We start from the raw sequence: 20726 nt of genomic DNA on the forward strand, positions 1-20726 counted from the left end.
TCGCGCCAGCCGTGGGTGCCGCCGCGCGGCACTCACCGCAGCGACGACGCGATCTGAACGAACCGCCATTCGAAAACGTTCCGCTTCGCGGACTCGCACCAGCAGTGGAGCACCACAATCTTATCGCCCACGCGGACGGCAGAAAGTACGATCAGCCGCGACTCTGACGACGCGACCACCTTTTTCGTACCGGGGTCGATGACCGCGCTGTCAAGCCGGACGACCGGGGCGCCTCCTTTGCTGAGGGGATCGCCCTCCGGCTCCCCGGTGCGCTCGGTGAACGTTGGCGCCGGGAGCTGGTCGTTCGCGCTCTTCAGGTGATTGGTCCAGAGGTTTTGGACGTACTCGCGCGCACGGTTCAGCGGGTCGCCTGCGCCGTCGAGGAGATAAACGCGCAACTCGGCGACATCCGGTAGCGCGTTCCGTTCGCCGCGCGTCGTGTAATTAATGCGCAGCCCTCGATCCAGTTCCGGCCGCTCTTTCTTGTCGGCGTCGATGGGCACTTCTTTCCAAGCGTCTTCGGCATCGGTGAACGTGTACGGCACCGTCGCGCCTTTGTATTGAACCTCGCGGGCAACCGTCTCGCGCCAGTCACCGCGGAGTCCGAGCAGCTTGCACCGATTTCGGAAGTCTGCGAACTCGGGTTGCAGCTTGTCGAAGTCGCCCTCGCCGCACCACCCGAGCCAGAAGTACGCGATCCCTTGGTGCGCCACCGTGTACGCTTCGCCCTGCCAGACCAGCCCATCGCCCGAGGGGGCGCGGAACTTGAATCCGTGCCGAGGACCGACGGGTTGCCCCAGCCAGACGTTATCGGGCGGGGGCTCTTCCTCGTATCGGGTGAACAGCTTGCGAAGCGGTGCTTCGAGGTCGCGGCGCATCTCGGTTCCGCGCGGAGCGCGTCCTTTGGCGTACTCGGTGCGACCGAGCACCACGTACCCTTCCGGGCTCTCGCGCTTGAAACCGTAGACGAACGGGGCGGACACCTTCAGCCGGGTGGCATCGTCCTGCGCCCATCCTTTTGGCAGCCCCTCAACTCCAAGATTACCTTCGGTGTCCTTCACCACGATTGGTTCGCCGCCGCGCGAAGTGCGGCGCGAGACAACTTTAAAGCCAATTACCAGCACCGCCCCGGCAACCAGTGCGGCCAGCATCAGAGCAAAGATGGCGATTTGATACGCCGGCATGCCGGCCGCTGGCTCTAGCCGCTCTCGCCGAGGCTTGAGCCGGCCCGCTTCGCGCCCCGCCGGTGCGGCCAGGGGCGCCCCAGACGGTCCCAGGCCGGATGACAATGGAGTCGGATCGGAAGCCGGAGACGGTGACGGGGGTGGGGGCGGGCCGAGCGTGAACTGCATGGAACAGCGCGGGCAACTCAGCACCACACCCACCGGCACCTGCGACGAGTCGAACGTGTACGGGCAACTCGGGTTGGGGCACTTTAGCAGGTTGCTCATTGCGCAACGTCTCGGAGAATTTATTCGGGCTCTTCCAGTGTACCGTCTGCGAGCGGTGCAGGTTTTTCCCGCGCGTCAGCCGTCAGCCCCGCCTCGTGTTGCAACGCGGCGTCGCCCGGCTCCTCCGGCTCCAGTTCCACGAGTTCGAGTGGGTCAAGTGCTTTCGGGTTGGCGACCCGGATCGCCGTTTCGCCCGACAGGATGTCCAACAACTCGGGCAGAACCGCCTTCGCCCGCCACCCGCGGCACAGCGGCACGTCTGGTAAACCGGTGCCCTCAACACGGGAGCGGACAACGGCCTTCAGGTCCGCCCCTGAGGAGATCAGGTTCGCGGCGAGCCGGTGGCGCCCGGCGAAGTCCGCAAGTACAACGTTCAAAAGGTTCCCGAGCAGCACGACGTTGGCGCTGTCGTTGTCGCGAGTTTCGGGCTCGGGGCACGCACCGGGCTCGAGCGCGTTCGCGCGCCGGACGGCCTCTAAAATGAGCTCCTCCTGCCCGCGTGGCAGGCCACGGACCGTGTGCAGCTCTTCGGACCGCGACGGAGCGCGGCGGGCGATCTCGATCAGGAGGTCGTCCCGCATCAGGAACCGCGGGGGCTTATTCAGCCGCTCCGCGAACTTGTCGCGCCAGCCGTACAACTCGCGCGCGACGGCAAGCCCGCGCCGGTCCAGCGCCCCGATCCCCTTGATCTTCCGCCACCGCTCGATCGTGGCGTCGTCTGCCACGGCCCGCTTCACCGCGGCGGCGAACTCCTCCTCGGCCCACGACAAGCGGCGGTACCTTTTGAGCCGCTCGGTCAGCTTGCGGTGCGCAGGGAGCAAGTACCGCACGTCGTCGTACGCGTACCGCACCTGCGCGGGAGTCAACGGACGCTGCCGCCAGTCGGTAAGCGTTTCGCCCTTCTGCATCCGTTGCCGCAACAGGTCGTGGACGAGCCCCGCGTAGCCGATGGGGTACGTCAGCCCGACCAACCCGGCCGCAATCTGCACGTCGAACACGTTCGGCGGAGCGCTTCCCGCTTGAAAGTAGCACATCCGCACGTCTTCGCGGCCGGCGTGGACGACGACCGTGCGTTTCCGGTCGAGCAACAGATCCCAGAACCCGTCGAGCGAGCCGCACTCGAACGGGTCGATTACGAACAGTTGCTCTGCGGTCGAAACCTGTACCAGGCACAGCTCGGGGCGGTACGCGTCCTCGCCGACGAACTCGGTGTCGAACCCGACGAGCGGCGCCTTCGCGAGGTGGCCGAGGCACGCGGCCAGTTGCGCGGGGTGCGTGACCAGTTGTTCCGGGAGTGCGGGGCGCTTACCGGGGCGGCGAGCCATGTCGGTGGGCCTGAATGCGTGGTGTGGAACTCGGAAACCGAAACCTGAAACTAACGTTATCGTTCAGGGTGCGAACGGCCCCCCGGCCGGTCAACACATCCGCCGCAGCTTTCCCGGCGCACGGGCGGGCGGCGGTGGCATATTCCGGGGGCCGGGGCGCCCCAACCGGTACAATCGCAATAACCCGCGCGGAGATCAAATCCGATGCTCGACGAGTTGCTCGAACAGAAGATCGTTGTCGACCTGGTCAGCCCTTACGTGTGCCTCGGCCGGTTGGTCCGGTACGACGAGCACTTCATGGAACTCAAGAACGCCGACCTGCACGACCTGCGCGACACCGAAACGACCCGCGAGCTGTACGTTGCGGACTCGGTCGCGACCGGCATCAAGCGGAACCGTAAGCGGGTGTTCTTACGCCGCAGCGAGGTGGTGGCGATCTCGAAGCTCGAAGACATTGTGGATGAGTGAAAGGCCTTTCGGAGAGGCCACTTACCCCGCGCCCCGTGGCGGGCACCGTTTGACCTCACCGTCGCCCTCGGAGGCCGGCACTTCATCCCGCGACCTGAACGAGCCACCGCCTGAGCAGGCCCGTAAGCGTCCCCATCTCCGTCGGGCTGAGCGGCGGGAGCGAGTGCTCGGCCTCGGCGAACCGGGTCTTCGTCGCGTGGTCGATCACCCGCCGGCCCTTGGAGGTCAGCTCGATCACCACCATCCGCCGGTCGTCCGGGTTCGGCTTGCGCGAGACGTAACCGGCCTCCGCGAGCGCGTCCAACCGGGCGGTCATCCCGCCACTCGACAGCAGCACGCTCTCCAGCAGCCGGGTGGGAGATAGTCCGCCCTTCTTCCCGTGTCGCCGCAGCGTCGCGAGGATGTCGAACTGGCCCAGCGTCAGCTTGTGCCGCTCCAGCGCCACCTCCACGCTCCGCTCCAGGTGCTGCGCCAGCACGATCACCCGGCCCACCACCTCCAGCGGTGACGGGTCCAGATCGGGGCGCGCCTGCCGCCACTGTTCCACCAGCCGGTCGACCACGTCCGGCACCCCGGCCGGCGCCACTCCCGCGGGGCCGGCGGGCGGCTGCGCGTCAGTCGTGTCCATATTTGAATTCTTGCCGTCGAGATAATATTTCGTAAGCTCTCCCGCAGAACATAGGGCCAACCTCTTCCTCCGAGTAGACGCAATGAAAGAGATTCGCATCGGCGAGACCGTGGAGCAGGCCATCGAGCGGTCCGACTACCCGCCCGACCGGGTCCGCGCGATCCTGAAGGACGAGACCGTGGCCGTGGTCGGCTACGGCGTACAGGGCCGCGGCCAGTCGCTCAACATGCGCGACAACGGCGTGAAGGTGATCGTCGGCCAGCGCAAGGGGGGCAAAGCTTACGACCTGTGCCTCGAAGACGGGTGGGAGCCGGGCAAGACTCTGTTCGACCCGGAAGAGGCCGCCGCGAAGGGCACCGTCGTTCAGTACCTGCTGTCCGACGCCGGGCAGAAGGAGATGTGGCCCAAGATCAAACCGCACCTCACGAAGGGCAAAGCGCTGTACTTCTCGCACGGCTTCTCGATCGTTTTCAACGAGCAGACCGGGGTCGTTCCGACCGCCGACATCGACGTGATCCTGGTCGCCCCGAAGGGGTCGGGCACGACGGTGCGCCGGCTGTTCGTCGAGGGGCGCGGGATCAACTCCAGCTTCGCCATCCACCAGGACGCGACCGGCAAAGCGCGCGAGCGGTGCTTGGCGCTGGGCATCGCGATCGGCTCGGGGTACCTGTTCGAGACCACCTTCAAGAAGGAAGTGGTGTCCGACCTGACCGGCGAGCGGGGCGTGCTCATGGGCGCCATCTACGGGCTGTGGCTCGCCCAGTACGAAGTGCTCCGTGCCAACGGGCACTCGCCGAGCGAAGCGTTCAACGAGACGGTGGAAGAGGCGACCCAGAGCCTATACCCGCTGATCGCCGAAAAGGGCATGGACTGGATGTACGCCAACTGCTCGACGACCGCCCAGCGCGGCGCGCTCGACTGGTTCAAGTCGTTCCGTGACGCGTCCAAGCCGGTGTTTGAGCAGCTCTACAACTCGGTCGCGACCGGCGAAGAGGCGCGCCGTACACTCGACGCGAACAGCCGCCCGGACTACCGGCAGCAACTCGAGAAAGAGCTCAAGGAGATCGCGGAGAGCGAGATGTGGCAGGCGGGCGCTCAGGTTCGAGCACTGCGGCCCGAACGCCAAGGCTGAGACACGTTCGAGCCGCAAAGTTGGGGACCGAGTGACACCAGGTTGTCACTCGGTCCCCAACGGCGTTTCAGCCCAGAACGGCACTCTCTTTTGCGACTTACCTTGCAATCTCAGTTGCTTCACACCACCCAGTGACACCAAATAACCACAAACAATAATAATTACAACTAAAGCGATTCCCGATATCATCTCTACGGATCTGAAATATCTTTCGATTTTTTTTGGCGTGACATCCGCCGCGCTGCCGCGACATAACTGCTTTGCCCCGCCCCGGAACCGTGAACCGGCCCGAACGATGCAACGATCCAGCGATCTTTCCCCAACGTCCGGACCATTGACAGCCCCAGAAACCGCCCTCTATGATGCCCAACACAACCGAGTCGCCACCACGCTTCCCCCCTGTCGTGGCTCGGTCTACTGGTGCCGGTGATTGACCTATCACAACGGCACACAAGCATTTAAAGCAGAAATACCTCTTCCGGTCGTCCGGCGACCGGCTCGTGGAGAGTATCGCCATGCCACCGACCCTGGACCCCGTTGCCGAGTTCCGGGCTCGATGGCTGCCCCACGTCACGAAGGACGGGCTTTCGCGGATCATCGAGCTTTTGGAGAAGGGAAGCCCGCTCCTGATTCACGGGGCGTTCACTCGAACGGTCCCGATGGGCTGCTTGGCCTCCCACATCGCCTGGAATCACCCTCAGACGTGCCGGTACCAGCACGAGGCCGGTGTGATGTGGCTTGCCAAGGTCGCAAAACTGAATCCCGCAACCTCGTCCGTCGTCCTCGCGTGGGACCGCGATGGGGCCGGTGATTTTGACCTCCGTAACAACCTGCTGGAAGCCTGCATTGAAGAGCGCGAGTGTCGCCGACAGCGTGCATGCCGATGTGGACCCGCCTGCCGCTGAGCTGCGGATTGGAACATTCGTGACCGACGCAATCACCTTTCTAGAACGCCTCGGCCGGCTGGCGGCGTTCGCACCGCGTGCCGTTCTGGCCTCTTTTACAGCCTTCTTTCGTCCGGAATTGTGGTTGCGCCCCCTGTACTCCGTGACGATCGGCGGGCTGCCGCTGGCACTTGTTACCGGTCTCGCGTTGGGCGTCGTCATCTGGATGCACACACGCGACGTACTCGCCAGAACCGGCACTGGGGCCGTCGAATACCTGCCCACGTTCCTCGCAGCCGCTGTACTCCTCGAACTTGCGCCCGTCGGCGCCGGCCTGATCGTCGCGGCCCGCACCGGCGCGAGCTTGGGTGCCGAACTCGCCTCCATGAGGGTGAGCGAGCAGATCGACGCGATGGAGTTGCTCGGCGTATCGACGATCCGAGCATTGGTAGGGCCGCGCATCGTCGCTTGCGTATTTGCCGCGCCGCTGTTGCACATCTTCATCGCCGCTACCGCCCTCGGCAGTGGCTTTATCGCAGAATTGTCGACCGGTTCGACTACCTACCTGAAGTACGACACTGCCGCGGTGCGCGAACTGTTGCTCCGAGACGTGGTTCCCGCGGGACTGAAAACCCTCGCGTTCGGGCTCGTGGTTGGTGTGACCGGGTGCTTCGCAGGCTTGAATGCCCGCGAAGGCTCCGAAGGTGTCGGGCGGGCCGCAACCGCGAGCGTGGTCGCATGCGTGCTGCTCGTCCTCGCGGTCGATGTGCTTCTAGTGGGATTGATTAAGATGATGCACCAGTTTTTGTAGAATTAGTGCGTCGAGCTGGTACTCACCCGATCAACAGCCGCGGCCCGTTCACCCCGGCAGTTCCCAGCCCTTGCGGTAGTCGCGTGTCAGGAAGGTGTCGGCGGCCTTATCGCCGGTGGTACCCTTCCCCGCATCCCACGTAATCTCTTTCTCCACGCGGTATGCCACGTTCCCCAACAGCACAGCCTCCGCGAGCCGCCCTGCATAAGGGAAGTTGCACAGCGGCGTACCGTTGCCCTTACACGCTTCCAGCCACTCCTTGTGGTGCCCGATCGACGGTGCGATGGATTTAGGTGGGGCTTTGAACTCCTTCGCTACCGATTCGGGCATCACGGCGTACCTGTTATAGTCCGCAGCGAGTTGGGCCTTCGTACCCACAAATAAAACACCCGAGCTGTAACCTTTTAGCCCGCTCACCCCCGCTGGTGCCGTCGTGCCGTGTTCCCAAGTGAGGTGAACCTCCCCCCGGTCCTTCGTCTTCGGGAAAGTGTAATCGACCGACATCACGTCCGGGGTATCGTTGTCACCCGGATAGGTCCTCTTACCAGCCGCCTTCACACGGGTCGGAGAAGTCAGCCCCAGCGCCCAGTAGGGCAGATCGATGTAGTGGCACCCGAGATCCGCAAGGGTTCCCCCACCCCACTGCCACCACCACCGCCAGTGGAAGTGCGGCCATGCGAAATTCCAACTCGACTTGTTAACGTCGACTTCAAAGAACTCACTTGTCGTCGGTCCCATCCACAAGTCGATGTCAAACTTTGCCGACGGCTTTGAGGTAAGCTTCTTCCCGCCCACCGGCTTGCTACTGTTCCAGACGTGAACCTTCTTGATCTCACCGAGCAGACCCGATTGCACAATCTCCACGACGCGGCGGTAATTCTCGCCCGCGTGGATCTGCGTTCCCATCTGCGTCACGACCTTCTTTTTCGCAGCGAAAGCGGTCATGTGACGCACTTCCGCCACCGTCTCGGCCATCGGCTTTTCGCAATACACGTGTTTCCCGAGGTCGATCGCCAAACACGACGGCAGCGCGTGCGTGTGGTCCGGGGTGCTCACCACGACAGCGTCGATCGATTTGTGCGCCTTATCGAACAGCTTGCGGTAATCAGTAAAGAAGGAGGCCTGCGGAAACTGCGCCCGGGCTTTCTGTGCGTTCCCCGGGTCCACATCGCACAGTGCGACGACATTCTCGTGAGCAACACCAGCGACGTTCGCGGCGCCGCGGTTCGCAACGCCAATCACCGCGACGTTCAGCTTTTCGCTCGCGTTGCGAGCACGCACGACCATCGGCGCGGTAAGGGCGGCGCCGGCGGTAGCGAGGAATTTCCGACGCGTGAGACGAGTTGGCATGATTGGCTCCGGCGAATCGGTGGGACTAACCCCGAATTGCTGTGGGGACGGGTATGACTCCTCGCGAGTGTACACGACCGGAGCGAGGTGAGAAGAGAGAATTGGATCGAACGGGTGAGGGAGAGCGGCGCGTTGAGCGAACAGGGCGACGCGCCGCCCTCGACCTCGACCCGCGCTCCCTGGGCGACATGGAGCTTAAGCGGGAAAAACCTACTGGTGTAGTGTCCTCATGCCATGTAACGCTGCCGAATGCGAAATTCGGACTTCGGAAATCGCAAAACTCTCCAGCGGCAATCACAAACCTTTATCCATTAACATCTTCCGCCCGAAAAAAATCCCCGACCCCGTCACATTTGCCGCACCGACCTGTGTTAGAACTCGAACGAACACCCTAACCAACCCGGTAACGGAACTATTACGACGATCCGCGCACCGGTGCTACGCGACAGTAACCGAGACCGGCGGTACAATCGCGGTCACAACCACAACGGAGGGCTCCGCATGGCGATTCCGCCACTCGCAATCGGCGTTTGCAGTTGGTCGCTCCAGGTAACCAACGTTCCGGAACTGAAAACCTTTCTCGACAAACTCGGAATCGACGTGGTGCAGCTCGCCTGCGGCGACCCGCACCATGCAAGTTGGGCCGAAGGCGAGGACTTACCATCGGCCGCGCTCGCAGCAGGGTTCAAGATGTCCGGTGCGATGCTCGGGTTCCCAGGGGAGGATTACACAACCCCACAGACCATCGAAAGGACCGGCGGGTTCGGTGATTCCGCGACACGCCCCGAACGATTGGAACGCTTCAAGTGGGGGTTGGCGCGGACCAAAGCACTGGGGCTGTCCGACCTCATGTTGCACGCCGGGTTCATCCCAGCGGTCGGTTCGCCGGAGCGGAAGGCGTTTCTGGACACACTGGCCACCGTATCGGAACTCGCACAAGCGGCGGGTGTGACCGTGGCGTTCGAAACGGGCCAAGAGTCCGCCGCCCTGCTCCGCCGAACCCTGGACGACCTGAAGTGCCCGAACCTGAAGGTCAACTTCGACCCGGCGAACATGCTGCTTTACGACATGGACGACCCGCTACGGGTGCTCGACCTTCTCGCCCCGGACATCCGCAGCGTCCACCTAAAGGACGCGAACCGGCCGACGGTGAAAGGAACGTGGGGAACCGAAGTACCGCTCGGGACGGGGCAGACCAATACGCGCGAGTTCGTCAAGGCACTTAAGCGGATCGGCTTCACCGGACCGTTGTGCATCGAGCGCGAGGTCGGTAACCAACAGGAGCGGTTCCGCGACATCGAACACGGGGTGCGCCTGTTGCGCGAATGCCTCGCTTCCTGAGCCGACCGCCGGTTGCGCGGTTCAGTGCGGATGGTGAGTCTGTTACGGAACAGACCCGCCAACCGCACCTTGAGCAAACGATCCGCGCATCTCGTCAGCCCAACACCACGAATTCCGGCGCCGGACAATCTGCGAACTCCGTGCTGGCCACGAAGATGCACCCCGCGTTCGGGCACTTCGCGCGCAGGTCCGCCGGCATCCCTTCGCTCGCGGTCGTAAGAATCAGTTTCACACCGTTGGGACGTTTCACCAAAAAGGGACAGGTCACGCGCGGCGAGCCCGGCGTGGTCCATTCTTCGAGAGCCGCACCGGTCGCGAGTGAAAATCGTACAGCCCGACCCGCTTCCACGAAATCGGGGTTGAAGAACGCAACGATTACCGACCCATCACCGCAATCGCACATGCCGTCCGGAAAACCCGCTTGGTTCGACAGGTCGAGCGCGACTCCATCGGGCACAGCGGCTCGGGTTGCTAAGTCGAGACGATAACGAACAACCTTGCGCGTCGGGGTATCGATGTCGTAGAGGACCAGACCGCGATCGTCGGTGGCAAACACCTTCCCGTTCGAACAGACCTGCTTAGCCGCCAGAAGTGAGATCCGGTTGTCTTCGGGCGTGTAGAGGTAGAGTTGTGCGAGCTTCGCCTCGCCATCGAACTGTGTGTCCTTCGTACCGAACACCACCGCCCTTCCGCCGGGAACGATCTCTGCATCGTTTATGATCGTCCGCGGGTTGTCGTCAGGAATCGTTGCGAGCGGATCGGACCATTTACCGTTCGCGACATCGCACACCCGAAGCTGCTTATCAACCCCGACCAGCATCCGGTTCCCGCCGGCGATGGGAAGAGCGAAGCCCGGACGACCCGGGCACGGCTCGATGAGGTCTTCGGCGAATTGGTCGTCCGGAAAATGCACCCGCAGTTCGCCGTTCGTGGCGGCGGGATTGAGCTGAATGTTAACCCACGCCAAGCCGGCCTTTCCTCCCACGGTGAGCCAGCGAGGCCCTTCGGGTAGGAATCGGTCCTCTTCCTCGATGAAATCGATATAGACGATCGCTTCGGTGCTTCTCATCGCGGTACTCCGATCGCAGTTCGGCCACTACACTATGCCTACTCAGAAGATACGAACGGAGCCGGGTCATGTTCCTGTCGGGGAAGTCGGCGCTCATTACGGGGAGCAGCCAAGGCATCGGTTTAGGTGTCGCGCAGGCGTTCGCGTCGAGCGGTGCGAAGGTGATTGTCACGTCCGAGAAGCCACTGGCCAAGTGCCCAGAGGTGTTACGGTTACTCAGCGACTACGAACACACCCGGTACGTCCAGGCCGACCTGCTAAGCGAAGACGAGCCCGAACGGTTGGTGGCCGAAGCGTGGGCAGCGTTCGGCGGCATCGATGTCTTGGTCAACAACCTGGGCACGTATAAAGAGCCCCCACTCACCGAACTCACTCGGGAACACTTCGACTTCATCTTCCGGCTGAACGTGTGGATTCCGGTCGCGATCACGCGCGAGGTGGTGCGGCGCGCCCAGGTCGCACGGCGCGGGGGCCGGATCCTGTTCAGCACGTCCCTCAACGCGACCCGGTCCGAGCCGCTGCACACGCTCTACGACGCGAGCAAAGGGGCGGTAAACGCACTCACCCGGCAACTGGCGGTCGAGCTTGCGCCGCACGGTTTCACAACCGCGGCGGTCGCCCCCGGACTGGTCGAAACCCCACTAACCGACTTCGGGCTCAAGTCCTCACCGGCCGAGCGCGAGGCCGTCATTGGACAGATTCCGGTCCGCCGCATCGCAACCGTCGAGGACGTGGCGTGGTGGTACGTGTTTCTGGCGTCGGACCGTGCGAACTACAGCACCGGGAGCGTGTTCACCGTGGACGGCGGGCTCGATGCCCAACAGATGGCCGTGCGCCCCGTCACTGAAGCCGAAAAGAAATAAGTACGTTCCCCGCACTCACTTCCACGTGCGATATTTGGGCTTCTCCCCCGGTTCCTTCCCACCGAGCTGCGGGACGAGCCACCTCAGACCGTCGAGGTTGTCCACGAGCCGCTCTGCGGCGTCGTCGGACGTGTGCCCCAGAACGCCGATCGGCCCGGTGTAACCGCTCTTCGCGATGACCGCCAAAAGTTGGAGGTCCAGTTCACCGCCGCCAAGCGGAACGATTTTCTTGCCCGCCTTATCCCCCCCTTTCACGCTGCCGTTCAGGTTTAGGGCGAGGAGGTGCGGCTTCATCGCTTCGAGCAGCTTTGGGAACCGGTCAAAGTGATCGTGACCGTGGTGCTGGTTGTACACGATCCCGACGTTCTTCAGCTTCAGCCGCTCAATGATCGCGATCTGATTTTCGGGCTCACCAAACCAGCCGCCGTGATTGTACAGCCCGATGGTGCAGCCTTGCTTTGCAGCGGCCTCTGCAAGGGGTCGAAGTACTTTGACGGCGCGTTCGACCTTTGCGGTTTGATCCGTGCCGCCCGGATCGCCCATCGTCACCCAGAGTTGCGTCTTGACGTCGTGCTTCTTAAGCACCTCCAGCAACTTCTGAGCGTCTGCGCCGAGGTTCGCCGGGAACCACACGGCGGTCAACTCGATGCCGGCCTTCTTGAGCAGCGCGACCTCTTCGTCAAAGGTCGGGAGGTGTTCGGCGCGCCAGTCGTAGGCGTACCGCTTGAAACCGAGCTTCTGAAGCATTTCGACGCGCTCGGCCGGGCCTCGCTTCTTGGCGTCAAACGGCACGACGCACCACGCAACGAGTTTTTCCGTTGCGAACACGTCGGCAGACTTAACGGGGTCGGAAGCCCGGCCGGCGGCAGCGGTAAGAGCGCAGATCGCGAGCAGAACAAGAGGTTTCATCTGAGGCAGGGGTAAGGGTGACGGGACATAAGCCCCCTCACACTACACTCGAACGGATCATCGGGCTACTGAAGGTCGCCAGCGAGCTTGACATCCCAGACAGCAACCGGGGCTCCGTTCGCGACTGTTGCGAGGTGCTTGCCGTTCGGCGAGAACGCGACCGTTCTGACCCCACGCCCGCCGCTCTCGATCAGTTGCGTCTGCTGACCGCTCGCCCGCTGCCACACCCAAACGGAGCCGTCGGGCGTCCCGGCTGCAATCCGGTTCGCATCCGGTGAGAACGCGAGACAAACAACGGCCCGCTCGAACCCCGTAATCGTGCGAAGCAACTCGCGCGACGACACGTCCCAAACCTGAATCACACCGTTAAAACCGACGGCCAGGAGCTGCCCGTCGTCGGAATAGGCCAGCGCGGTGGGGGGGCGCTTCTGGATCGGCAGGGACAACAGTCGTGCCCCCGACGCGGTGTCGAGCAGCAGAACCTTGTTGCCGCCACCGCGGGCGAGATCGATGAGTCCGACGGCCAAAGCGCGGCCGTCGGGGCTCGAAGCGATGCACGCAATGTTCTCGGCCACGTTCAGTTGGAACCGCTCTTCGCCGGTCGCGACATCAAGGAGCCGCACGCACTTGTACGGCTTGGGCGAATCGACCAACGCGAACCACGAGGCGTCCGGCGCAACCGCCCAGAACCGTGAGTCGCCGATGCGGGCATCGACGGCGGCCAGTTCGCCCCCGTCGGGCAGTGAGCGGATCAGCACCCGGTCTTCTCGGTCGCCGCGGAACGTGACGAGGTGCTTGCGGTCACGGGTGAAGCCCGCGAACCCGTCGGTGCGCCTGGCGTAGTAACTGGACTCGGTGGTCGCGGCCCCCCAGCGGGTGAACGCACGAGCGCTCCCGACCCACACTTCAGCCCCGTCGAGCGAATACGTCACGTCTCGCGCGCCCGGGAAAGCAAGGGTTCGAGCGGGTACGCGATCGACGGCGCGCGAGCCCTCAATATGGACCCGATCGAGCCCGGCGGTGACCAGCGCCGAACCGACGCCGACCGGAACAGGTTTGGGCGCCACGGTACGGACGAGTTCGACCTGTCCGCTCCGGATGTCCACACGTGCGGTGTCCGGGCCGGCCGATGAAACGACAAACAGCCCGCTGTGAGCGAGTACGTCGGTAACGGATGTGCTGACGACAAGCGGGCGGCTGTTCGGTCGGTCCGGCACAGTCGCGGTGAGTTGACCGGCGGCGAGGTACAGTTGCGGCTTACTTGCGACCGTGCGCCCGCCGGAACGGAAGCGCACCACGCTGTCGGATTCGATCTCAAACCGGGCCGGCTCGGCCAGGAGTTCGACGACGGCCAAGCTCTCATCGCCTGTCCGGAGGGTGAACCCGGCCGGTAACTCGCTCCCCTCCTCCACCGAAACAACGTCACCGGTGGCATTCAACACCTCGACCAGTCCGGTTTTCTGCGACAGTTTCGCAAAGCCCTGGCCCGCTGCCCCGGACCCATCGTCGTGCGCAGGGAAAATGATCGGTGCCGGCTTCACCCCGAGCCACACCGCCACGAGCGCACACGCGGCGCATGCGATCAGGACCACCGCCACCGCACGACGCCGCACGGTCCGTCGCGGTCCCGGTGCGGAGCGCGCCCAGGTTGGTGGCGCCGCAGTGGTGATCGCGGCCAGCACGGCGCCCGCGGTTCGCTCCGCTTGAGCTTCTTGGATCTGAGCGAGGGTGGCGTCGGCCAGGTCGAAATCCGTGCGCAGCCCGCGAAGTTCGGTCTCGAGAGCCAGCAGTTCGAGGTGTTCGGCCTCGGCGCGTGGGTCGGCGGCGGTGAGCGCGTCGAGCTCCTCGACCTCCGCTGCCGTAAGAGCGCGGTCGAGGAGCTTGAGCGTGAGTTCAGCGACGCGGTTCATTGGTCGTTCAGTTTCGTTTGAATGCAGTCGCGGAGACGGCACCGGATGCGCGAAATCATCCGCTGAACAGCTTCCGGTGTTTGTCCCTGCTTCGACGCGATGGCCTCGAACGAGAGGCCCCGTTCGTACCGCAGCGCCAGCACCGCGGCTTCGCGGGGCGTCAGCAACTCCCGGCAGCCCCGGAGGGCCACGACGTACGCGTCGGAGTCATCGCGGTGGACGGCACTCTCGGCCCGGAGCCGCTCCGCCAGCCGCTCGCGGTAGACCGCGAGCCGCCGGTCCTCGCGTCCGGCGGTGCGCAGCTCCTTCCGGAGCCGGTTGCGAGCGACGGTGCGGATCCACGCGCCGAAATCGGTCCCCAGCGCGTACTGATCGAGGTGAAAGTACGCGTCCACGAACACCTGTTGAACGATGTTCTCCGTCGCATCGCGGTCGCGGAGCAGCGCCGCCGCAATCCGCCAAACGCTTTCCTGATACAGACGCACCAGTGCTGCGAACGCCGGTGTGTGGCCGGCGAGCACGTCCGCCACGATCCGGTCGGCCTCCGGTGTCGCCGCCCCGGTTTGCTCGTCGTCGCGCTGCACGATTACAACCAGAACCCCACGGCGCCACGGATCAGACAGAACAGTAGTCACGCCGCCGCACCGGTCGCAGCCGGCTCCGATGATACGGGGGAGCGCTTCGGGCGGATTTTGCGCCCGTTCAGAATCGCGCCGATCACGCTGTACCGCACGCAATATTCGTAACTGAGGAGCAGCACGGCTAACGTTGCAAGCGTAACTAAACCGCACTTCAAGAACCCGGGTGCCGGCCAGTCGCGGACCAGAAATTGGAACACAAAAATCGGAGTGATGCTCGCGAGGTAGCACCAGTACGCGGAATCGGCGAGGTAGCGCACCCACGCCCGTTCGCGCGCGAACAGATGCAAGAACCCGCCCCACAACCCCGCGACCATCAGCCACGTATAGAGCACCGATACGGCGTACCCAGCCAGCTTCATTGCGAGCACTCCATCCTTTCCGGCACGTTCGGCCTCATACCCCTTCACCACGAGACCAAGCATCAATGGCAGCAGCACAGTGTTGGCAATCAAGAGGTGCAGGCGCCACCGGTGGCCGAACGCGGTGGCGAGGTCGCGGTGACGGTACAGCATCCACCCAAAACAGAAGAACGCGAAGTAGTAGCCCACGATGTGCCACTGCGGGTTCCACTGCGAGGGCGTGTCCACAACCCACGTCATTGGCAACATGAGCGGGAAAGTCAGAACGGCGGGCACCAGCACACGCCCGGAACCGGCAATTAACCGACGAAACGCGGCGTCAGTCACGAGCAGGAGTCGCGTGCCGGTGAATCGACCGAGTAGCGGCGCCAGCACAGCCACGGCGATCGTGAAGAGGAGCAGGTAGTACAGAAACCAGAGGTGGACGAGCGGCAACCGGGCGACCGCCTCCCCCGCCAAAACGTAGTCGAGGATGAGCTGCGGCGCGCTCGCCTCGGGGTTCGCGGCCACGAGCTTCGCTGCCACCCCGCGCGCCACCGATTCAGGACTGCGCACAGCACCGGCCCGTACGTTCTCAATCTCAGAGTACAGCCCGGTTACCTGAACCGTGGGCACGATGAAAACGAGTGCGAGAACGAACGGCAGCGCGACCCGCTTCGCGCGGTGCTTCAACATCCCGACCAGTCCGTAACGCTGGTACAGCAGGCACCCGAAGAACCCCGCGAGCACAAAAAACAGTTGCATCCGGAAATCGTGAACCGCGATCAGGAACACGTCCGCGAGCGGGACCGGTTCTGGGTCACGCACCGGCCAGAACGCCGGCACGTTCACCATGAACGAAATGGCCGCGTGCAGGACGACCCCAAGAAACATTGCAAACCCGCGAAGGCTGTCGAGCGCGTGGTACCGGTCGGACGGCGCAGGCGTTGACATGATGCTCCTACCCAATGCGGGTCAAATAGTATTCAGAATAGGTCCTCCGGCCCACTCTCCAACGCCCACCGAACCGACTTCGCGGTAGCGATCCCAACACCCTGGGTGGCGCAATCTCACGCTTTGTCGTTCCAAACGCTCGACGACACCCACCCCGGCTGGTAGTTTGGGCAAAATGCTTTGCGGTCGCAGTGGGCCGCAGATGATGGACCATCTCCCGACCCGCGAACCGCGGGTTTTACTGTATTCCCGTCAGCGGGTCACCGACCCGACGGAGGTGCTGAGTGTTGCCACAGTGTGCAGTCTCGTCGCGGGCAATCGCGGCGCTGGTGCTAGTCGCAGGGTTCGTTGTCACCCTTCGTGCCGAAGACCCCCAGAAGACCCGCGAACAGGAGATCGCTGAAGTCCAAAAGCAGCTTGAAGAGCTTCAAAAGAAGCTGGACGAGCTGAACAAGAAAAAAAGTAGCCCGACCACACCGGCAGCCAAGAAGGTGCTCACCTTCGCGGACGCGGACAAGTGGCGATCGATTCGGGATTTCACCCTCTCCCCTGACGGCAAGTGGTTCGCTCACCGCGTCGGTGCCACGGAAGGCGAAGGGGACTTGTTCCTGCGGAACATCGCGGACGGTAAAGAAACGAAGTTCCCGGGCGGCACCGGGTTCGGCACCGCGGTGTTTTCGCTCGACAGCAAGTGGTTCGCGTTCACGTATGCTCCTCCCACCAAGGGCGGCACGGCGCAGGGTTCGGGCGGCAAAGCCAAGGTGACGCTGGTGAACCTGGCGACCGGTGACAAAACCGAAATCGAAGGAGCCGCGTCGGCCCGGTTTAACGGCGAGGCCGCCACACACCTCGTGTTCCGCAAGGTGAGCGAGCCGGCCGCCGGCGCACCGGCGGGTCCTGTGTCCGCTGCGAGCGGGTCGGACCTCGTGTTGCGCGACCTCGCGACCGGCACCGACCTCGTACTCGGGAACGTCGCGGAGTTCGATTTCACCAAGAAGGGCGACTGGCTCGTGACCGTCATCGACGCCAGCGGCCGGATCGGGAACGGCGTTCACCTCCGCGAGATGAAGACCGGCCTCGTGTACCCGATTGAGGCGAGCAAGGCGAATTACCGCTCGCTCTCCTGGAACGAAGACACCACCGCATTTGTCGTCACGAAGCAGACCGAGGATGCCGGTTCGGACGCCAAACCGCTGTCGATCGTCGGGTTCACGGAGTTGGGGCCGAAGCCGACGAAAGCCGTTTACGATCCGAAGGACGACAAGAGCTTCCCGACGGACTTCGTCATTACCGGCCCGGCCGCGTGGACCGACGGTCTCGACGGCTTCCGGTTCTCGATCACCGAGCGCAAAAAGAAAACCGAAACAGCGCCGGCGCCGAAGGAAGTGAAGTCCGAAACCAAAACTGATCCGAAGGACGACGGCAAAAAGGGCAAGAAAATCGTCCCGACCGCCGGTAACTCGACCGACGGCGGTAAGCCCGATCTGGTGGTGTGGCACTGGAAGGACGAGCGACTCCAACCCATGCAGGAGAAGCAGGCGAGCAGCGACCGGGTGACGAACTATAGCGCCGTGTACTGGATCAAGGACAGGAAGTTCGTCCGGCTCGCCGACGAGAAGTTCAAGCAGGTGGCGCTCGCCCCGAAGCACAAGTTCGCGGTCGGACGCGACTCGAAGCCCTACGAGTACCAGAGCTACCTGACCGGGAAGTTGTACACCGACGTTTACGTCGTTGACCCGAAGACCGGCGCACGGACGAAAGCGGTCGAAAAGCTCTCGAGCCTGTTCTTCGGCCCGGCAACCGTAAGCCCGTCGCCGACCGGTACGCACGCCCTTTACTACAAGGACGGCCATTACCACGTCCTCGACTTCGCCACCGCCAAGTCGGTGAACGTGACGGAGAAAGTGGGCGCCTCGTTCGTTGACGCGGACGACGACCACAACTTCGACAAGCCCTCGACACCGGCCTACGGCTGGAGCCGGGACGGAAAGTTCGTGCTCCTCTCCGACGGGTGGGACATCTGGCGGGTTAGCGCGGACGGCACCGGCGGTACGAACCTGACCGTGAACGGGAAAACGGACGCCATCCGGTACCGTATGACGCTTCAGTTCGAGCCGGAGCCCAAACCGGGCACCGACCTCACGCAACCCGTTTACACCCTGATGTACGGCGAGTGGAGCAAGAAGGAGGGGCTGGCCCGCCTCGACCCCTCGAAGACCAGTGTGAGCGTCCTGGCGTGGTCGGATCACGGGTACAATCCTCCGAGCAAAGCACGCAAAGCCGACACCTTCGTGTTCATGCGTCAATCGACGACCGAAAGCGCCGACCTCTACATCACTGATGGCACGTTCAAGGACCCGAAAAAGGTGACCGACAGCAACCCGCAGCAAAAGGACTACAAGTGGTCCGCCGGGGCGAAGCTGATCGAGTACAAGGGCGTGGGCGGCAAGCGCCTGCAAGGGGCGCTGTTCCTTCCGGCCGACTACGAGCCCGGGAAAAAGTACCCGACGATCGTCTACATCTACGAAAAGCTGTCTCAGAACATCCACCGCTATCAGGCCCCGGGGACGTGGGGCGTCGGTTCGGTCCACGCGTCGAACGGGTACGCGGTGCTGATGCCGGACATCACCTACAAGCTGAACGATCCGGGGGTGTCGGCGGTCGAGTGCATTCTGCCGGCGCTCGACGCGGCAGTCGCCACCGGCATCGTGGATAACGACAAAGTCGCGCTGCACGGGCACTCGTGGGGCGGTTACCAGACGGCATTCCTGGTGACCCAAACGAACCGCTTCAAGTGCGCGATCGCGGGCGCGGCGCTCACCGACCTCGTGAGCATGTACAGCAGCGTTTACTGGAACGCCGGGATGGCGAACCAGCCGATCTTTGAGAGCAGCCAGGGACGGTTCACCGGCGGTTACTGGGAACAACAGGACGCCTACATCCGCAACTCGCCCGTGTACCACGCGACGAAGGTGACCACCCCGCTGCTGCTCCTCCACAACGATAAGGACGGCGCGGTCGATTTCACGCAAGGGGTGGAGTACTACAACACGCTCCGGCGTCTCCAGAAGCCGGTCGTGATGTTGCAGTACAAGGGCGAGAACCACGGCCTGGCGAAGCCCGAGAACCGCAAAGACTACGCGGTGCGGATGAAAGAGTTCTTCGACTACCACCTGAAAGGCAGCCAGGCGCCCGACTGGTGGATCGAGGGCGTCCCGCACCTCAAGATGGAAGACCATCTTAAGAGTCGTCCGAAACCTTAACCGCCGCCGTAGAATCTAACACGGGCCGCGCCGGATTCCCGGTGCGGCCCTTTCTGTTCAGGGGATGACCATGAGCGCACAAACCGAGACCGCGATCCTCGGGGGCGGCTGTTTCTGGTGCCTGGAAGCCGTGTTCGAGCAACTCAAGGGAGTCGCAAAGGTCGAATCCGGCTACACCGGGGGAGCGGTACCGAACCCCACCTACGAAGCCGTTTGCGGCGGTAAGACCGGTCACGCCGAGGTGATCCGTGTCACCTTCGACCCCGCCGTCATCAGTTTCCGCGAACTGCTGGAGGTGTTCTTTGTGATTCACGACCCCACAACCCTAAACAGGCAGGGCGCGGACGTGGGAACACAGTACCGCTCCGCGATCTTCTACACCTCCGAAGAGCAACGCCACACCACCGGCGAGGTCATTCAGGAACTCACGGCAGCAAAGACCTTCGCCAACCCAATCGTCACGAAGGTGGAACTGTCCCAGGAGTTTTTCAAGGCGGAAGAGTATCACCAGGGCTACTACCGCGCGAACCCCGACCGCGGCTACTGCCAAATGGTGGTCAGCCCCAAGGTCGCGAAAGCCCGCACCGCATTCGCAGCCAAACTGAAGTGAAGCACGGGTGAAGCCGCACTTCAGCGCGGTGCCCTTTCTAACCGACGCGCTTCAGGGCGTCGGTTGCGGCTTTGGCACAGAATAGCTCTGCAACTGCGTCATTTGCCCTGCACGTCGAACCGCTTCTCTTGACGGCCTGCGGTCACGGTCATCTTTAACGCACTTGCGAGTTAAGTTCCGTCAGATCTTCCCTTCGATGCCGAGCTGGTGGAAGTAGTGGGTCACCTTGTCCTGGTTCTCGAGCAGCCAGTCGATGCTGGGCTCGTTCGCCAGGGCCTTACGGATCACCTTCACCGTGGCCTCGCGGTTCACCTGGAACAGCCCGGCGTGGTCCACCTGCTCGGGCGGCACGTTCAGCACGCTCGGGTCGAGCCATACCGAGTAGATGATCCCGAGGTCGTTCGCTTGGTCCTTCGGAATCAGCCCTTCCCGCACCGCGTCGAGCACCCCGTTGGCGATGCCGGCTTGCACGCTGCCCATCAGAATGCCGGTGTACCGGGAGCTGTTCACGGTCACCTTGCTAACCATCAGAGTCGCCGGCTTCACCTGCACGTCGCTGTTCAGGATGGCGAACACGCGGGTGTGGCCCTTCACCTGATCGCCGACGAGCGTCGCCAACGCGGTCCCGACCGGGCCGTCGAGGGCGCCGATCACGATCTCGGGCTCCGCGCACAGGTAATCCTTGTCCCCTTCGACGAGAGCCTCGCCCGTCCGCATCACGATCCGCCCTGCCATGCGTGTCCTCCGGTTTTCGCCGTCATCTTGCCAGGAGAGGTTGT

At 63.5% G+C, this 20726-nt stretch carries 17 protein-coding genes; 7 read left to right on the top strand and 10 right to left on the bottom strand.

The annotated features are described in order from the left end of the window. Positions 1–32 precede the first annotated feature (32 nt). Together R5W23_RS00085 and R5W23_RS00090 are read right to left on the bottom strand one after the other, a co-directional pair. On the bottom strand, positions 33–1184 hold the full coding sequence (locus R5W23_RS00085; RefSeq protein ID WP_320684556.1) for a hypothetical protein: 1152 nt from the start codon (positions 1182–1184) through the stop codon (positions 33–35). Positions 1185–1471: 287 nt separating this feature from the next. Continuing rightward, positions 1472–2776, bottom strand: a complete 1305-nt coding sequence (locus tag R5W23_RS00090) for a ribonuclease D (RefSeq protein WP_320684557.1) — start codon at positions 2774–2776, stop codon at positions 1472–1474. A 204-nt stretch (positions 2777–2980) separates the two neighbouring features. On the opposite strand from R5W23_RS00090, the gene R5W23_RS00095 reads away from it, so the two are divergent. Continuing rightward, a complete protein-coding gene (locus R5W23_RS00095) occupies positions 2981–3244 on the top strand; it encodes a hypothetical protein (protein ID WP_261186116.1) in 264 nt (87 codons plus the stop codon). An 82-nt stretch (positions 3245–3326) separates the two neighbouring features. Here R5W23_RS00095 and R5W23_RS00100 read toward each other — a convergent pair whose 3' ends face one another. Then, positions 3327–3872, bottom strand: coding sequence for a MarR family winged helix-turn-helix transcriptional regulator (locus R5W23_RS00100; protein WP_320684558.1), 546 nt, complete (start codon positions 3870–3872; stop codon positions 3327–3329). Between the two features lie 82 nt (positions 3873–3954). Here R5W23_RS00100 and ilvC point away from each other — a divergent pair, with 82 nt between their 5' ends. Together ilvC and R5W23_RS00110 are read left to right on the top strand one after the other, a co-directional pair. Then, positions 3955–5004, top strand: coding sequence for a ketol-acid reductoisomerase (gene ilvC / locus R5W23_RS00105; protein WP_320684559.1), 1050 nt, complete (start codon positions 3955–3957; stop codon positions 5002–5004). 846 nt (positions 5005–5850) lie between these two features. Continuing rightward, positions 5851–6699 carry an MlaE family ABC transporter permease gene (locus R5W23_RS00110; RefSeq protein ID WP_320684560.1) on the top strand — a complete coding sequence of 283 codons (849 nt, stop codon included), beginning with the start codon at positions 5851–5853 and terminating at the stop codon, positions 6697–6699. 48 nt (positions 6700–6747) lie between these two features. On the opposite strand, the gene R5W23_RS00115 is transcribed toward R5W23_RS00110, so the two are convergent. Further along, a complete protein-coding gene (locus tag R5W23_RS00115; RefSeq protein ID WP_320684561.1) occupies positions 6748–8049 on the bottom strand; it encodes a Gfo/Idh/MocA family protein in 1302 nt (433 codons plus the stop codon). Positions 8050–8550: 501 nt separating this feature from the next. Here R5W23_RS00115 and R5W23_RS00120 point away from each other — a divergent pair. After that, the gene (locus R5W23_RS00120; protein WP_261186111.1) at positions 8551–9390 is read left to right on the top strand and encodes a sugar phosphate isomerase/epimerase family protein; all 840 of its coding nucleotides are present in this window, start codon (positions 8551–8553) and stop codon (positions 9388–9390) included. Between the two features lie 94 nt (positions 9391–9484). Here R5W23_RS00120 and R5W23_RS00125 read toward each other — a convergent pair whose 3' ends face one another. Next, complete coding sequence (locus tag R5W23_RS00125; RefSeq protein WP_320684562.1) at positions 9485–10459, bottom strand: SMP-30/gluconolactonase/LRE family protein; 975 nt, start codon at positions 10457–10459, stop codon at positions 9485–9487. 68 nt (positions 10460–10527) lie between these two features. Between R5W23_RS00125 and R5W23_RS00130 the strand changes: the two genes are divergently transcribed. Beyond that, positions 10528–11322, top strand: a complete 795-nt coding sequence (locus R5W23_RS00130; protein WP_320684563.1) for an SDR family NAD(P)-dependent oxidoreductase — start codon at positions 10528–10530, stop codon at positions 11320–11322. 15 nt (positions 11323–11337) lie between these two features. Here the strand turns inward: R5W23_RS00130 and R5W23_RS00135 are convergent, their stop codons facing one another. The 4 genes from R5W23_RS00135 to R5W23_RS00150 form a co-directional block, all read right to left on the bottom strand. Further along, a complete protein-coding gene (locus R5W23_RS00135) occupies positions 11338–12150 on the bottom strand; it encodes a sugar phosphate isomerase/epimerase family protein (protein WP_320684564.1) in 813 nt (270 codons plus the stop codon). A 146-nt stretch (positions 12151–12296) separates the two neighbouring features. Then, on the bottom strand, positions 12297–14141 hold the full coding sequence (locus tag R5W23_RS00140; RefSeq protein WP_320684565.1) for a WD40 repeat domain-containing protein: 1845 nt from the start codon (positions 14139–14141) through the stop codon (positions 12297–12299). Next, positions 14138–14776 (bottom strand): sigma-70 family RNA polymerase sigma factor, encoded by a 639-nt coding sequence (locus R5W23_RS00145; protein ID WP_320684566.1) that lies wholly within the window; start codon positions 14774–14776, stop codon positions 14138–14140. Before R5W23_RS00145 ends, R5W23_RS00140 begins: the two co-directional genes overlap by 4 nt. After that, positions 14773–16074 (bottom strand): acyltransferase family protein, encoded by a 1302-nt coding sequence (locus tag R5W23_RS00150; RefSeq protein ID WP_320684567.1) that lies wholly within the window; start codon positions 16072–16074, stop codon positions 14773–14775. Before R5W23_RS00150 ends, R5W23_RS00145 begins: the two co-directional genes overlap by 4 nt. A gap of 284 nt (positions 16075–16358) precedes the next feature. Between R5W23_RS00150 and R5W23_RS00155 the strand changes: the two genes are divergently transcribed. Beyond that, entirely contained in the window at positions 16359–19337 is a 2979-nt protein-coding gene (locus R5W23_RS00155) for a prolyl oligopeptidase family serine peptidase (protein WP_320684568.1), read from the top strand. 70 nt (positions 19338–19407) lie between these two features. Continuing rightward, positions 19408–19947, top strand: a complete 540-nt coding sequence (gene msrA, locus R5W23_RS00160) for a peptide-methionine (S)-S-oxide reductase MsrA (RefSeq protein ID WP_320684569.1) — start codon at positions 19408–19410, stop codon at positions 19945–19947. Positions 19948–20127: 180 nt separating this feature from the next. On the opposite strand, the gene fae is transcribed toward msrA, so the two are convergent. Further along, complete coding sequence (fae, locus tag R5W23_RS00165) at positions 20128–20682, bottom strand: formaldehyde-activating enzyme (RefSeq protein ID WP_320684570.1); 555 nt, start codon at positions 20680–20682, stop codon at positions 20128–20130. Between the last annotated feature and the right edge of the window lie 44 nt (positions 20683–20726).

This window comes from Gemmata algarum (genome assembly GCF_034097035.1).
Classification (GTDB): domain Bacteria; phylum Planctomycetota; class Planctomycetia; order Gemmatales; family Gemmataceae; genus Gemmata; species Gemmata algarum.

Bases quoted from the DNA above. Each gene is read 5' to 3' on its own strand.
- fae (WP_320684570.1), bottom strand. From the start codon at position 20,682: ATGGCAGGGCGGATCGTGATGCGGACGGGCGAGGCTCTCGTCGAAGGG.
- msrA (WP_320684569.1), top strand. From the start codon at position 19,408: ATGAGCGCACAAACCGAGACCGCGATCCTCGGGGGCGGCTGTTTCTGG.
- R5W23_RS00150 (WP_320684567.1), bottom strand. From the start codon at position 16,074: ATGTCAACGCCTGCGCCGTCCGACCGGTACCACGCGCTCGACAGCCTT.
- R5W23_RS00140 (WP_320684565.1), bottom strand. From the start codon at position 14,141: ATGAACCGCGTCGCTGAACTCACGCTCAAGCTCCTCGACCGCGCTCTT.
- R5W23_RS00125 (WP_320684562.1), bottom strand. From the start codon at position 10,459: ATGAGAAGCACCGAAGCGATCGTCTATATCGATTTCATCGAGGAAGAG.
- R5W23_RS00090 (WP_320684557.1), bottom strand. From the start codon at position 2,776: ATGGCTCGCCGCCCCGGTAAGCGCCCCGCACTCCCGGAACAACTGGTC.
- R5W23_RS00095 (WP_261186116.1), top strand. From the start codon at position 2,981: ATGCTCGACGAGTTGCTCGAACAGAAGATCGTTGTCGACCTGGTCAGC.
- R5W23_RS00120 (WP_261186111.1), top strand. From the start codon at position 8,551: ATGGCGATTCCGCCACTCGCAATCGGCGTTTGCAGTTGGTCGCTCCAG.
- R5W23_RS00100 (WP_320684558.1), bottom strand. From the start codon at position 3,872: ATGGACACGACTGACGCGCAGCCGCCCGCCGGCCCCGCGGGAGTGGCG.
- R5W23_RS00115 (WP_320684561.1), bottom strand. From the start codon at position 8,049: ATGCCAACTCGTCTCACGCGTCGGAAATTCCTCGCTACCGCCGGCGCC.
- R5W23_RS00085 (WP_320684556.1), bottom strand. From the start codon at position 1,184: ATGCCGGCGTATCAAATCGCCATCTTTGCTCTGATGCTGGCCGCACTG.
- R5W23_RS00130 (WP_320684563.1), top strand. From the start codon at position 10,528: ATGTTCCTGTCGGGGAAGTCGGCGCTCATTACGGGGAGCAGCCAAGGC.
- ilvC (WP_320684559.1), top strand. From the start codon at position 3,955: ATGAAAGAGATTCGCATCGGCGAGACCGTGGAGCAGGCCATCGAGCGG.